Raw genomic sequence first — 13,749 nt, forward strand, 5'->3', positions numbered from 1 at the left:
CCTGAGAACACCGTTGCCACAAGGGAGTTCACATCTCGCACATGACGTCAACGACACCAACCACCCACCGTCACCACCGACTACGGAACAGAGCCGTTCGTTTTACAGTCCCCACGAGTGCCGCCAGTGGTGAACGCTTGCGGAGGCAGCTCAGCGAGGAGGCGGGAAGGCTTTCTGGAATCCGTTCTGCAGATGACATATTCGATACGCCATCTGCCCTCAGTGGGGGCGTCACGCCGGATCAAGTCCGTCCGTTCTTCACAGAACAAGAAGGCTGGATGGAAGAAGGGCTGGGAAGGGGGAGCAACGCTGGTGGCGGTCATCACGGCCCTGGCGCCTATTGGAGGGTTGTAGGTCGAGAAGGGGACTTGGGAGGGATCATCCGGTGACCGGGGATCGAAAGCTAGCGGACTTCCAGCAGTGGACTATGGCCGTGTTGAGGCTGCTCAGCGCTACATCGGATCGTCAAGCTACGTACTTGCAGGAGTCGGGCGTAGGGACGGACGAGCTCTTGCTCCAGTTCGATGATTTGCTGCATGTGGCTCGCGCAAGAGTGGCTGATGGTTCACTCAAACAAGAGGATCTCCTTCTGCTGCTGGAAGTCGGCGAAAGAGTAGACTCCGTAAACGCGGGTCCAGATTTTATCTGGAATGAGGTTGCTCTCGCAGCGGCATCTGAGTGGAGAGAATTGCGGATCGCGGCTGGAGCGGTGGAGGCAAGCCTTCGGCGATCCTGGGGTCCAGAGTCCGGAGATTAGTCAGAGCATTCTCTAAGTTGTTCGGCAATCGAAGCCGGTCGTTTTCGGTCTCCGGGATATGAGTGCCATCAGACTGCTTCGACGTAGCCGTGGCCCCGGTCCTCCTGTCACACGTGGTGGTCGTGGATCAGCCGAACAGGGTGGAACCGAGCGGGCGTTGTGGGTCGTAGCCGGGGAGGATCAGGAAGGTCGCGCTGGCGGTCGTGGTGGTGAAGGGCAGCAGCGCGTCGGAGGTGTCCATGCGGGAGAGGGTGGCCGTGAAGGTCCGCAGGTCGTTCTGGAAGCTGACGAAGAGCAGGCCGGGGGCGGGGGTGTCGATGCTGTAGGAGCGGCGGAGCATGTGGCCGACGCCGACCACGGTGGGGTTGGCCCTGCGGACGTGGGCGTCCACCGGGACGAGATAACGACCTTCGGGCGTCTTGGCGTTGAGTCCGGGGGCCGAGTCGACGCCGCCGCCGGAGAGGGGTTCGCCGCTGGCCCGGCGTCGCCCGAAGACCGCCTCCTGCTCGGCGACGGACAGGGCGGCGAACCGTGTCAGGTCGATCTCCATGCGCCGCAGTACGGCCAGGGTGCCGCCGGCGACCGCCGGGGGGCCGGCCAGCCACAGGTCGCGTTCCTGTTCGGCGTCGGTGTGCGGGCCCACGATGCCGTCGATGAAGCCGAGCAGGTTCCGCGGCGCGGTGCGGTCCTCGGCCACCGGCACCTCCACACCGCGGCGTCCGAACTGCCGCCAGCGCTCCTGGACACGGTCGCCGGCCTGGTCCAGGAGCGCGGCGGCGACGAGCGGCGGGAGCAGGGCGTCGCCGGCGCAGATCTGGATCAGCAGATCGCCGCCGCGTTCCCGCGAGTCGACACGCTCGCGGGAGAACCCGGGGAGGTCGGTGGCGCCGGGCAGGGTGGCACCGACCGCCTGCACCAGCCGTGGGCCCACGCCGACGGTCACGGTCACATCGCCCGGGGACAGGCCAAGCAGGCGGGGGTCAGAGCCGGCGGCGAGGGTCTGGATGGTCTCGCCGAGCTCGGCCAGGATCGGGCCGGGCGGCACCGTCTCGCCGAGGTCGGCCACCAGGGCCAGCAGGTGGGGCTGGGCCGACCGGGGAAGCGTCACGCCCGCCTGATGCCGGCCCGTCACCGCGACCGGCGTGGGCGTGGGCGGCGCGGAAGGGGTGGGGTCGACGGGCCGGTCGGACCGGGCGGAGTCCCCCGAGCACCCGGCGAGGAGACCGGCGGCCACCGTGACACCCGCCGCATCGAGGAACGCGCGGCGTGACGGGGGACGGTCGGCGCTGGGCATGATGCGTACCATGCCACACCCGGCCTGAGGCTGCCGCCCAACCGTCGAACCGTGACCCGGAGTTCGGCGTTCCGGAGGGGTGACGCCGTGCCAGACTGGGATCATGTCTCGATTAGCTCTTCGCGTCATGACGGCTGCCCTGGGCGCACTGACGCTGGTGACCGGCTGCGGCGGGGGCGGTGGCGACGACGGCTCTGGCGAGGGGCGGCGGCCGGACGGCGCGGAGGTGACGATCCGGGTACCCGCCGACGCTCCGACCATCTCGGACGCGGTGGCCCTGGCCCGGCCAGGTGACCTGGTACTGGTGGCGCCGGGCGTGTACCACGAGTCGGTGCTGATCGACACGGAGCGCGTCACGCTGCGGGGCGAGTCCCGGGCGGAGGTGGTCATCGACGGCCAGGTGCGGCAGCCGAACGGCGTGGTCGTCACGGCGCCCGGGGTGGCCGTGGAGAACCTGACCGTGCGGAACAACACGCACACCGGGGTGCTGGTCACCGGTTCGGCCGCGGCGGTCGACGCACTGCCGGGGGACGGTGGCTACGACACCGGCGACGAACCCGTCACCCTCCTGGAGTCGTTCCTGGTCTCGCATGTGACGGCGACCCGTAACGGCCTCTACGGCATCTACGCGTTCTCCGCGCAGAACGGCGCCATCGAGCACTCCTACACCTCGGGCGGGGCGGACTCGGGGATCTACGTCGGCCAGTGCAGGCCCTGCCGGATCGTGGTGCGGGACAACGTCTCCGAACTCAACGCGGTCGGTTACGAGGGCACCAACGCCAGCGAGGACATGTACGTGGTCGGCAACCGCCTGGTCGGCAACCGGGTCGGACTGACCACCAACTCCGACCACCAGGAGAAGCTGCTCCCGCAGCGCGACGCCGTCATCGCGGGCAACCTGGTCGCGGACAACCAGCAGCCGGAGACCCCCGAACAGGCCGACGGCGGCTGGGGCATCGGCATCGGCGTCGACGGCGGCAGCGACAACCGGTTCGTCCGCAACCTGGTCAGCGGCAACACCAACGCCGGGCTCGTGATCACCGCGACCGCCGACCTGACGGCGGACCGCAACCAGATCACGGAGAACACCTTCACCGCCAACGGCGTCGACATCGGCTGGACGTTCCCCACCGCCACCCAGGGGCAGGGCAACTGCCTGGAGGGGAACGAGCTTGGGACGACCGTGCCCGAGGGGCTCGCGTCCACCGCGTCCTGCCCCGTGCCCGCCACCTCCCCCACGCCCTCCGGCAGTTGGCGCGGCCCGACGGCGCCCGCGGGCATCCCCTTCACCGAGGTGGCCGCGCCAGGCCCGCAGCCGGAGCTCCCGGGGGCCGGCACGACCGGCGCCACCGTCGTGCCGGACGTTCCTGAGCTGCCGGTCATCGAGGACATCGCGCTGCCGTCGCCCTCACTGCTCGCCGACGGCGCGCTGGTACGGATCGGTTGAGCGGCGGCTACGGAGTCGGGGTGGCTCCGGGCAGCGGCTCGACGGGGACGTAGGTCTGGGTGTCGAAGTCGAGGACCACCGGCTCGGGCGCGGAGGCGATATCGACCTCGACCCGGTACATGGTGCCGTCCGAGCCGATCCAGTAACGCACGGTCCCCGACGTGCCGGTGCCGGGGTCGCCGCCAGGGGCCTCGGCACCGGACTCGGCCTCGGCACGCGGCCCGGTCATGATGTCCGTCCGATGGCCGCGTACCTCCTCCCGCCCGACCCAGGTGGCGCCGTTCTGCGGCAGCAGCGCGGCGTTGTCCGGCCGGTCACTGCCGAGGTCGAGCACGATGGCCAGCGCACTGTCCAGGGTCATGCCGGATGCCTGCAGCGGACGGCTGTACCAGCCGGACTCGGGCGGCGTCGCCGGGACGACCTCCGGCGGGTCGGTCATGGGGTGGACGAGGACGGTGGTGGCCGTCCACCGGATCAGTCCGTCGCTTGACGTGTCGCGCCCGGTCCCTCGCACCACCCCGTAACCGGTGTGGGTGCGGTAGTCGACTGACGCGGTGATGACCAGCCCGCCGCCGACGTTCGGCACGTCGATCGTCACCGCCCGGCCCTCGGCCTGGTAGTTGAGGAATCGCGTGACCGCCAGCCGGTTCACCTCGTCCGAGGTCAACGCCCGCGGGGCGGCCGGTCCTTGGCCGTCGCCGAGGAAGAAGAAGGCGCTGGTCGCGGCGGCCGCGAGGCAGACGACGGCTGCCGCTGCCCAACGTAACCGTGGCCACCGGCGGCGCTTGATGCCAGCGCTCCGCACGCGGCGGGAGATAACAGTTCTCACCGAGGCACCCTCGAACTCCGTGATTGGCCAAACACTACGGGTCGCCAACTGTAGTCTCTGCGCGGGAAGTCGCTGGGTTTGCGTGAGCTCAGGACGAAGGGAGCGCAATGCGATTAGGTGTACTGCTGCGGATGGGGTTGTCCGGCGTGCTCCTGGTAGGGGGCGGCGCGGGCGTGATCCTGACCGGTGCCGGTCAGGCCGGAGCCGCGACCTCCGACGGCACCCTGACCGTCGAGGTGCTGCGGGACTTCTTCGGCACCGGCGTGATCAACGCGACCATGGACGTGCCCCAGCGGGGGATCCAGGTCGACGTCACCGACCCGGAGGGCAACCGGGTCACCGGGGTCACGGACGTCACGGGAAGGGTCGTCGTGCCGCCGTCGAGCGAGCTGACCGGCGGCCGGTACCGGGTCGACGTCACCGTCCCGGAACCCTACGACGGCTATCTGCGGGCGGCGCCCGCCTCGACCGCGCCGAACCACTTCGACAGCTTCACCTCGTTCGTGGACGTCTCGGACGGCCAGGACGACTCGGTGACCACCGGGGTCTGGAACCCGGCCGACTACGCGTTGCCCGACACCCGTTACTTCGTGCCGATCCAGAGTGGCGCGGGCGGGACGGACACCCGGGCGCTGGTGGCGTTCGGGACGGGCGCCCGGGGCGTCTGTCCCGACCAGCAGGCGTGCCCGGAGGTCCTCAACACCCAGGACCAGGTGGGCACGACCTACGGGTTGGCCTACGACCGGTACCGCGACCGGCTGTTCCAGGCGGCGTTCGCCCGGCGGTACACCGAGTACGGTCCTGAGGGCGGTGACGCGATCTACGCCCAGCCGGCCGACGGCGGCGCGCCGACGCTGTTCGCGACGGTGCCGGGCGCCTCGGAGACACCGCACGACACCGACAACCTGATCAAGGACGCCGGGTTCACCGACGCGCCGGGCAAGGAGAGCATCGGCGGCCTGGCCCTGTCGGAGGACGGCTCGACCCTGTACGCGGTGAACCTGCTCACCCGTAGCCTGGTCAGCTTCGACGCGACCGGGGCCACGGCCTCGGCGCCCGAGGCGACCGTGCCGATCCCGGACCCGGGCTGCGCGTCGGCCGGGGACTGGCGTCCGTTCAGCGTGGCCGACCACGACGGCAGCCTGTACGTCGGGGGTGTGTGCAGCGCCGAGAGCACACAGGACCGCGCGGACCTGAGGGCCGTCGTCGCCACCTACGACGGCGAGGAGTTCACCACCGTGCTGTCCCAGCCGCTGGACTTCGAGCGCGGCCAGGTGCTCACCAGCAACTCAGGACGGGACCAGGTCAACCACTGGAACCCGTGGAACACCGACCTGGCGGACTGGGACTCCAACCAGGTGGGCGGCGCGATGATGAACCCGCAGCCGGCGCTGGCCAGTATGGCCTTCGCCCGCGACGGCTCGCTGATCCTCGGCTTCCGTGACCGGTTCATGGACGTCGTGAGCTGGGGCGGTCTCGACCCGAGGCCGGGCGTCGACACCCCGCAGAACGGGATGTCCGGCGGCGACATCAACATGGCCTGCGCCCGACCCGACGGCGGGTACGACTGGGAGGGCACCGGAATCTGCCCCGACCACGCCACGGACCCGACCCTCGACGGGGTCCAGCCCGGCAGCGTCGTCGAGTACTTCCCGGGTGACTTCTTCCCGAACGGCGGCTCCGCGACCCAGCCAGGGCCGCACCAGGAGTCCGCCCTGGGCTCCGTCGCCTACATCCCGCAGCAGCAGTGGGTCGTCAGCACCCAGATGGACCCGAGCGGCCGGGTCATCACCAGCGGAACCGGCTACTACGACGTCGCCACCGGCCTCGGCCCCGGCAACGACCCGGCCAACAACGCGTACGAGTTCGTCGGCCCGAACCAGAACGGGTTCGGCAAGGCCGGCGGCCTCGGCGACATCGCGTACGCCGCGGCGAACGCACCGATCCAGATCGGCAACGTGGTCTGGTACGACGGCGACCGCAACGGCCTCCAGGACCCGGGGCACGTACTGCTGCCGGGGGCGACGATCAACCTCCTGGACGCCGACGGCGAGCAGGTCGCCACGACCACGACCGATGCCGCCGGCGAGTACTACTTCGGCGGGGTCGGCGCGGAGTACCAGCTGACACCGGGCGCCGAGTACACCGTGCAGTTCGACGTCTGCACGGCGGACACCAGCGAGGTACCGGGCCAGCCGGCCGCCACCGACCTGCGGTTCACACTGCCGCGCGCCGGCGACGACCGGGTCCATGACTCCAACGTGACCCCGCCGACCTCGGGCCGGCTCTGCAACGGCTACGCCCCGGTCACCGCGCCGGACACGCCGGGAGGGGTCGACCACACGATCGACGCCGGCGTCCACATCCCGGAGCCGGAATCCCCGGAACCGACCCCGGAACCGACACCTGAACCGACGCCGGAGCCGACACCGCCCCCGGCCGAGCCGACGGACCCGGCGCCCAACGACCCGGCACCGGACGGAAGGACACCGGGCGGCGGCCTGGCCGAAACCGGTACCTCCGGCCTCGGAGGTGTCATCGCCCTCACCGCCGTGCTGCTCGGCGCGGGCACGGCAGCGGTCCTCATCACCCGTCAGCGGCGCGTACGACTCCGCTGACACCGGAAACATCCCGAAACACCCTGAAACACCCGACGGGCCGGTGCGGCGCACCGGCCCGTCGGCTTGACCGGCGCGAGCGTCGTAGCCCCGGCGCACCAGCGAACGCCGCAGCGCCGACACGGTGCCGCTTCGTGCCCTATGCCGGGGTGGCGCCCTGGAGCGTGAGCTCGTAGGGGAAGGGGTCGCCGACCCCGACCTCCCACATCGGGTAGTCGCGGTGCTGCGAGGGGGTGGCCGCGACCACGAGCATCAGGTGGGTCTCGCCGCTCTGGAGGCTGAAGTTCGCCGTCTGTCCTGGCGCGAAGGTGTCGCTGTACCGGACGGAGAAGTTGGCGGAGACCGCCGCCAGCCGGAAGCGCCAGTCGGCGCCGGCGAGGCTCGACCGGCCCTGCAGTTGGACGGAGACCTGGCCCCCGCTCGGGTTGAGCCGGATGACGTTGTGCCCGTACTGGTGTGGGGCGTCGCTGTCGGCGATCCGGTACCGGCCGCTGCCGAGGTTCTGCGTCGGGTCGGTGTGCAGGGGACGGTAGCTGCCGCCGCCGCGCCAGAGGTCGCCGCGGATCCGGGCGCCGTCGGTGAAGTCGTAGACGACCTGCCGGGACGTGTACTCGGCGATCAGCCGGGCGAACCCCTGGTGGTCGAGGCCGAGGATCCGCTTGACGGTGTTGATCGGGTGCTCGCCCTGCCGGGCCTCGTACCAGAACCGGTCGATCACCTCGGGCCCGTAGATGTCCCGGATGGTGTTGAACAGCATCCAGTCGCCGTAGTAGGTCTCCTGGGAGAGCCACCGGCGGTGCTGGCGGTCGACGTAGTAGCCGGATCCGACGACCACGTCGGGGCGCCGCATGCGGGCCATGTAGTTGGCGTGGGCCTCCCAGACCGGCCCGGCCACCGGGTTGCCGGCGCCCCAGCCGCCGCCGTTGCCGCGCGCGATGTTGAGGTCGACCGCGTAGTTCTGGAGAACGTGGTTGAACTCGTGCGACTCGACCCAGTCGTCCCAGATCTTGTCGTAGGGCAGGCACATGTGCCCGAGACCGATGTCGTCGCGGCCGGCCCAGTTGGCCTGGGGCAGGAAGCCACCCGACCAGGTCCCGCACAGGTAGAGGTTGATCCGGTACCGGGACCCGACCTGGTGGTCAGCGGGGTCGACGAACCCGACCTCGTTGACGTAGAAGTCGTAGAGGTCGTCCATGTGGTCCGCGACCCACTGCGGGTAGTTGTCGATGCCGCGGTTCTGCCGTCCCCACGCGACGGCGTCGACCGCGTCGCCCCAGCGGACCGCGAAGTGCTCGGACTCGGCGACGTTCCCGGTGTGGGCCCCGGCGTCGGTCATGAACCGCGGGACCCGGGTCTGCTTCGCCACCTGGACCTCGCTGCCCGGCGTCGCGCCGGCCGAGCCCGCCGGGCCCGCGAGCACGAGGGCGGTGGCGAACGCGGCGGCGAGCGTGAGGGCGCGCCGCCAGGGGGACTTCACGCGGGGCCTGCTCGGTTTTCGTACCATGAGGATCGATCCCTTTCCCGTTGCGAGTGGGGGAGCAGCCCGGAGGGACGGGGCTGCCGTCGGTTCAGGGGGTCTGGACGACCCTGCGCATGGTGCCGTCGGGGTTGAAGAACAGCTCGTCGATGGCGACGGAGCGGCGGAAGTTGCCGCCGCCTGGCGCGTCGGCGGTGTGGTAGACCATGTACCACCGGTTGCCGAAGTCCATGATGGCCGGGTGGTTCGTCGTCGAACTCACCTGTCCCAGCACGACTCCCCGGTGCGTCCAGGGGCCGGCCGGGCTGGTGGCGGTCGCGTATCTGACGCAGGCGTAGGCCGAGTCGGTGACGCAGTCGGCGCCGGAGTTGGAGGCGTAGGCCAGGTAGTAGACGCCGTTGCGCTCGAACAGCCAGGGCGCCTCCCAGAAGCCCGTCAGGCCCGCCGGTGTGAAGACCCCGCCGTCCAGGGCGGTCATGTTGTCCTGCAGGCGCACGGCTCTCGGGGCCCAGTACGAGCCCCAGTACAGGTAGATCTCGCCGTCGTCGTCGATGAACACCGTCGGATCGATGTTCAGCGACGAGGAGTTGGGGGTGGCGTCCGAGATCAGCGGGCGGCCGATGGCGTCCCGGTAGGGGCCGAGCGGGTGGTCGGCGACCGCGACTCCGATGTTCATCCACCCGTTGTCGGTGCGGCCGTCGACCGAGGCGAACCAGTAGAACCGGCCGTCGGGACCTTCCACCACCTCGGAGGCCCAGGCGTTCGCGCCGGCCCACGCGAAGGTGTCGAGCGAGAGGACCGCTCCGTGGTGCTGCCAGGCGGCCGGGTCGTTCGAGGGGGAACGCGAGGAGAAGGCGCGCCATTCGCGCATGACGAACTGCTGCTGGCCGGGCGCCGCTTCGTCGCGTCCGGTGAAGATGTACGCGGTGCCGTCGACGACGAGCGTGGCGGGGTCGGCGGTGTAGATGTCGGTGACGATGGGGTTGGCCATCGGCCCGATGCCGTCCGAGGCGCCCGGCGTGGTCGCCGGCGGTGCTGGTGGTGCATCGCTGGTGGTGACCGCGGTGTACCCGGGGGGCTGGGCCGAGGCCGGGCCCGCCGTGGTGGTGAGTCCGACGGCGGTGAGGACCAGGGCCGCCGCCCCTGGGACCAGTCGGCTGAACGGTCGGCGACGCGTCATCGCGGTGCGTCCTTCCTGCTCGTGGGGGGAGCGGGCCGAGGGGGCGCGTCCGGTGAGACGACACCGCTGCGCCGGGCGCGGTCGCCGCCGCGGCGCCTGTCGTCTGCCTGGTCGTTCGTTCATGGGGGGAGCCACCTCGGGCCGCTGTTTGACATACCGAACGACGTACGGGATGTGGCGACGAGAAAGCTACTGCCGATACCGGCCGCGTCAACCCGGAAAACCGGACCACCCCGACCCGCGCGCGTGACCCCCTGCGGGCGCCGCTTGACCTTGACACGTTGAGAAGGTCTTGACTGCCGTCGAGGAGGTGGTCCCGATGACCAGGACGAAGGCGGACACGAGCGCGGTGCGGGTTCTCCGGGGGCTGGAGCACGGCAGCCCGTCGGTCCGGCTGCGGGCGGCGCTGGCGGCCGGTACGGACCCGGACCCGGGGTTCGTCGGCAGGCTCGTCGAGCGATGCGCGGTCGAACCGGAGTTCCCCGTGCGCGAGATGCTGACCTGGGCACTCACCCGTCACGAGGCGTCGACGACGGTCCCGTTGCTGATCGACGAGGTCCGCTCGGAGCGCGCCCAGGCCCGGAGCCAGGCGTTGCACACGCTGTCCAAGATCGGGGATCGGCGGGCATGGCCGGCGGTCACCCCCGCGTTGCTGGCCGACACCGACGACGAGGTGGCCAGGAGCGCCTGGCGGGCGGCGGTCGTGCTCGTGCCCGAAGGGCAGGAGCACGAGCTGGCCGTAAGGTTGGCGACACAGCTCGGGCGCGGCGGACGCGGCACGTGGTTGAGCCTCAGCCGGGCGCTGATCGCGCTCGGGGAGGCGATGTGGCCGGCGTTGGGCGCCGCGACGACGGATCCCGACCCCCGGGTGCGCGAGCACGCGATCGCCACCGAGCGGCTGTGGCGCGACCCGGACGCCGGGTTCGAGTTCGCGGTCGAGGAGGCGAAGCGCGTCGTGGCCCTCGGCGGAGACGGACAGGGCCCAGGAGGAGCGGTAGACGGTGTTGATCGGTGAGGTCGCGCGACGGTCCGGGGTCAGCGCCCGCATGCTCAGGCACTACGAGGCGCTCGGCCTGGTGCGGCCGACGGGCCGCACCGACTCCGGCTACCGGGAGTACTCCGACAAGGACATCCGCCGGATCTTCCACGTCGAGAGCCTGCGGGCGCTGGGTCTTTCGCTGCGCGACGTCGGGCGCGCCCTCGACGACCCCGGCTTCGCGCCCGCCGAGCTCGTCGACGACCTCGTCCGCCGGACGCGGGACCGCATCGCGGCGGAGACGGAGCTGCTCACGCGCCTCCGTTGGATCGGCGCCGCGGAGCCCGCCGGCTGGGAGGACGTCCTCCAGATCGTCGCGCTCCTCCAGGGGCTCGGATCGGGGAGCGCGGGCACGCGGCAGCGCGCGGCCCTGTCCGCGGCCGAGGAGGTTCCCGTGCCGGTGGAAGCCCTGGTCGAGGCCGTGCTCAGCGAGTCGGACCCGAACGTCGCCGGAGCCCTTCGCTGGGCCCTGGCGCAGTCCGGCGAGGACGGTCTCGCACTGCTGGCGGAGGGCCTCGGCTCACCCGCGGCCGAGGTGCGGGAGCGTGCCGTGCGGTCCATCGCCGAGCTGCCGGGCGGTGCGGCGACCGCACTGCTGCGGGAGGCCCTCACCAGCCCCGACATCGTGGTCACCGGGTACGCGGCGCTGGCGTTGGGGGGACGGGGAGTGGCCGACGCGATCCCCACGCTCCTCGACATGGTCGTCGAGGAGCGGAACGACGCCGACGCGGCCGACGCGCTGAGCACGCTGGCGAGTGATCCCGCGTCGGCGGACCGGATCGCCGCCGGGCTCGTCGACCGCCTCACTCACGGCGGAACGGGTCAGCCGGCGCGTCGCCGGCTGACCCAGGCGCTCGCGGACATCCCGGGCACCACGGCGTCCCGTGCCCTGGTGGCGCTGTCGCATGACGACGACCGTGCCGTCGCGCTCACCGCGACCTACGTTCTCGGGCTGCGCGACACGCGGTAGCGCGTTCAGGGGGTGGTGAGTTCGAAGCGGGTGACGGTGACGGCGCCGCCGAGGGCCTGGGTGGCGTGGTTGAAGATGGCGTAGCGGTAGCCCATGAAGAACTGCCAGGCGTTGTTGAGCGTGAAGGCGGGGCCGAGGGCGGTATAGGTGGTGCCGTTGGTGCTGTAGGAGAAGCGGGCCTGGCGGCCGGTTCCGGGGCGGATGTCGGCGGCGGCGCGCAGCCAGACGCGGGTGCCGGTGACGGTGGCGGAGGCGCGTTCGGTGCCGGTGCCCGTGGTGTTCCAGTTGGCGTCCATGGTGAGGCCGTCGACCATCACCAGGCGGGTGGCGCCGTTGTCGCGTCTGAGGCCGATCCAGGCGGAGGAGTCGCGGAGCATGGCGAGTCCGGCGCGGTCGCCGTCGCGCATCGCCGCGTGGTCGAGGGTGATGGTGGCGGTGGAGGTGGGGCCCTGGACGCGGTGGGTGAGGGTGTTGCGGGCGGCGTAGAGGTCGCCGGTGACGGTGGCGGTGCGCAGGGTCAGGCCGTTGTTGACGGTGTAGCGGCTGGTGTCGGGGTTGTGGTTCCACTCCCACTTGGGTTTGAGGGTGGTGCCCTGGAAGGTGTCGACGCCGGTGAGCGGCTCGACCTGGCGGGGCGGGGTCGGGAGGTTGGGCATGGGGTAGCTGGCGCCCCAGGCGCCGTTGACGAGTTGGAGCTGGGGCCAGCCGTCGGAGGTCCAGGTGACGGGCGCGAGGGCCGGGACGCGTCCGCCGGGGTAGGCGTCGACGAAGGCGAGGTAGTACCAGTCGCCGGCCTGGGTCTGGACGAGTCCGCCCTGGTGGGGGACGCCGCCGCCGGGGATGGGCCCGGGCAGGTTCAGCAGGACCTGGCGCAGGGTGTAGGGGCCGAAGGGGCCGCTGGTGGATTTGAGGATGTACTGGCCGTTGGCCGGGCGGGTCAGGAAGATGTAGTAGGCGCCGTTGATCTTGTAGAAGCGGGCGCCCTCCAGGGTGCCGATGCTGGAGGGGGTGGAGAACACCTGCTGGGCGCGGACCTGGCTGCGGCCGTCCGGGGCGAGTTGGGCGACGCTGATCTGGGTGTTGCCGTAGGCCACGTACATGGTGTCGTCGGTGTCGACGAGCAGCCCGGCGTCGTAGTAGACCTGCGGCAGTTCGGCGTGCCGGTTCCAGGGGCCCTCGACCGAGGTGGCGGTGTAGAGGTAGGTGCGGGCGAAGTCGATCTGGCCCAGCCAGTAGAACGTGCGGTTGCTCGGCCGGTAGGCCAGGGACGAGGCCCAGATGCCGCGCACATAGCCGCGGCCGCCGTTGAGGTCGTACTTGGCCCCGAAGTCCAGGCGGGGCACCGAGTGGCCGGCGAACTCCCAGTTCACCAGGTCGTAGGAGCGCAGGATCGGCGCGCCGGGCGAGTAGTGCATCGTCGAGGCCGAGTAGTAGTACGTGTCCCCGACCCGGATCACGTCGATGTCGGCGAAGTCCTGCCAGAACACGGGGTTCGTGAACGACGCCGCGGCGCCCGGGGGCTCCTGGGCCGCGGCACGGGGTAACGCGGCGTGTGCCGACCCCGCGTTGACGAGCGGTAACGCGGCCCCCGCCGCCAGGCCGGTGGCGGTGGTCAGTATCCCCCGGCGGCTGGGGAGGCGTGGCTGGTCGGACGCGGACATGAGATCACCCTTCTCGGTGGGGGAGGCCAGGTGCGCGGCACGACGTGCGGCTCGCCGCTCAGACCGGCTGGTGGTGCCTTCGTTGCTGCGGGAGCGCTCCCATCACGGCTCGTGCTGAGGGAGTGCTCTCTTCGTCCCGAAGCTCCTGAGCGAATGATTTTGGGTGGCTACGCCGATCGTTAAGGCGGTGAGAGGACCGTAGAAGCACCCTCATGCGCCGTCAACCCCTCGCGGGCGACTTGCCGTTGGACGGGGATGGTGCCCGCGACGGCACGCGGAAGCCCGGGGCGGGTTGACGGGTCGTTAGACTTCGGGCATGTCGCCTGTCGATGATCTTCCGGGTGGGCCGTTGACGATCGCGCAGCTCGCGGCGCGGGCGGGGGTTTCGGTGGCCACGGTGTCCAAGGTGGTCAACGGGCGGGCTGATGTGGCGCCGGGGACGCGGGCGTTGGTGGAGGGGCTGATCCGGCGGCATGGGTA

Annotated in this window: 10 protein-coding genes; 5 read left to right on the forward strand and 5 right to left on the reverse strand. The window is 71.0% G+C overall.

What is annotated here, in order from left to right:
- Positions 1-884 precede the first annotated feature (884 nt).
- A complete protein-coding gene (locus tag ACFWI8_RS34840) occupies positions 885-2,051 on the reverse strand; it encodes a Dyp-type peroxidase (protein ID WP_387099846.1) in 1,167 nt (388 codons plus the stop codon).
- Between the two features lie 103 nt (positions 2,052-2,154).
- Here ACFWI8_RS34840 and ACFWI8_RS34845 point away from each other — a divergent pair, with 103 nt between their 5' ends.
- Positions 2,155-3,498, forward strand: coding sequence for a nitrous oxide reductase family maturation protein NosD (locus ACFWI8_RS34845; protein WP_387099849.1), 1,344 nt, complete (start codon positions 2,155-2,157; stop codon positions 3,496-3,498).
- Between the two features lie 7 nt (positions 3,499-3,505).
- Here ACFWI8_RS34845 and ACFWI8_RS34850 read toward each other — a convergent pair whose 3' ends face one another.
- Positions 3,506-4,165: a hypothetical protein gene (locus tag ACFWI8_RS34850; RefSeq protein WP_387099869.1), complete on the reverse strand. Its 660-nt coding sequence runs from the start codon at positions 4,163-4,165 to the stop codon at positions 3,506-3,508.
- A 269-nt stretch (positions 4,166-4,434) separates the two neighbouring features.
- On the opposite strand from ACFWI8_RS34850, the gene ACFWI8_RS34855 reads away from it, so the two are divergent.
- Positions 4,435-6,945 carry an SdrD B-like domain-containing protein gene (locus ACFWI8_RS34855; protein ID WP_387099852.1) on the forward strand — a complete coding sequence of 837 codons (2,511 nt, stop codon included), beginning with the start codon at positions 4,435-4,437 and terminating at the stop codon, positions 6,943-6,945.
- A 139-nt stretch (positions 6,946-7,084) separates the two neighbouring features.
- Here the strand turns inward: ACFWI8_RS34855 and ACFWI8_RS34860 are convergent, their stop codons facing one another.
- Positions 7,085-8,422, reverse strand: a complete 1,338-nt coding sequence (locus ACFWI8_RS34860; protein ID WP_387099855.1) for a DUF6055 domain-containing protein — start codon at positions 8,420-8,422, stop codon at positions 7,085-7,087.
- 91 nt (positions 8,423-8,513) lie between these two features.
- On the reverse strand, positions 8,514-9,602 hold the full coding sequence (locus tag ACFWI8_RS34865; RefSeq protein WP_387099857.1) for a family 43 glycosylhydrolase: 1,089 nt from the start codon (positions 9,600-9,602) through the stop codon (positions 8,514-8,516).
- Positions 9,603-9,921: 319 nt separating this feature from the next.
- Here ACFWI8_RS34865 and ACFWI8_RS34870 point away from each other — a divergent pair, with 319 nt between their 5' ends.
- Entirely contained in the window at positions 9,922-10,617 is a 696-nt protein-coding gene (locus ACFWI8_RS34870; RefSeq protein WP_387099860.1) for a HEAT repeat domain-containing protein, read from the forward strand.
- Complete coding sequence (locus tag ACFWI8_RS34875; protein ID WP_387099863.1) at positions 10,604-11,608, forward strand: MerR family transcriptional regulator; 1,005 nt, start codon at positions 10,604-10,606, stop codon at positions 11,606-11,608. The genes ACFWI8_RS34870 and ACFWI8_RS34875 overlap by 14 nt, the downstream gene beginning before the upstream one ends.
- Positions 11,609-11,613: 5 nt before the next feature.
- On the opposite strand, the gene ACFWI8_RS34880 is transcribed toward ACFWI8_RS34875, so the two are convergent.
- Positions 11,614-13,269, reverse strand: a complete 1,656-nt coding sequence (locus ACFWI8_RS34880) for a family 43 glycosylhydrolase (protein WP_387099866.1) — start codon at positions 13,267-13,269, stop codon at positions 11,614-11,616.
- 316 nt (positions 13,270-13,585) lie between these two features.
- On the opposite strand from ACFWI8_RS34880, the gene ACFWI8_RS34885 reads away from it, so the two are divergent.
- A partial coding sequence (locus ACFWI8_RS34885; RefSeq protein WP_387099872.1) for a LacI family DNA-binding transcriptional regulator occupies positions 13,586-13,749 on the forward strand: 164 nt, incomplete at its 3' end.

This window comes from Streptomyces sp. NPDC127098, from assembly GCF_042722465.1.
GTDB classification, from domain to species: domain Bacteria; phylum Actinomycetota; class Actinomycetes; order Streptomycetales; family Streptomycetaceae; genus Streptomyces; species Streptomyces millisiae.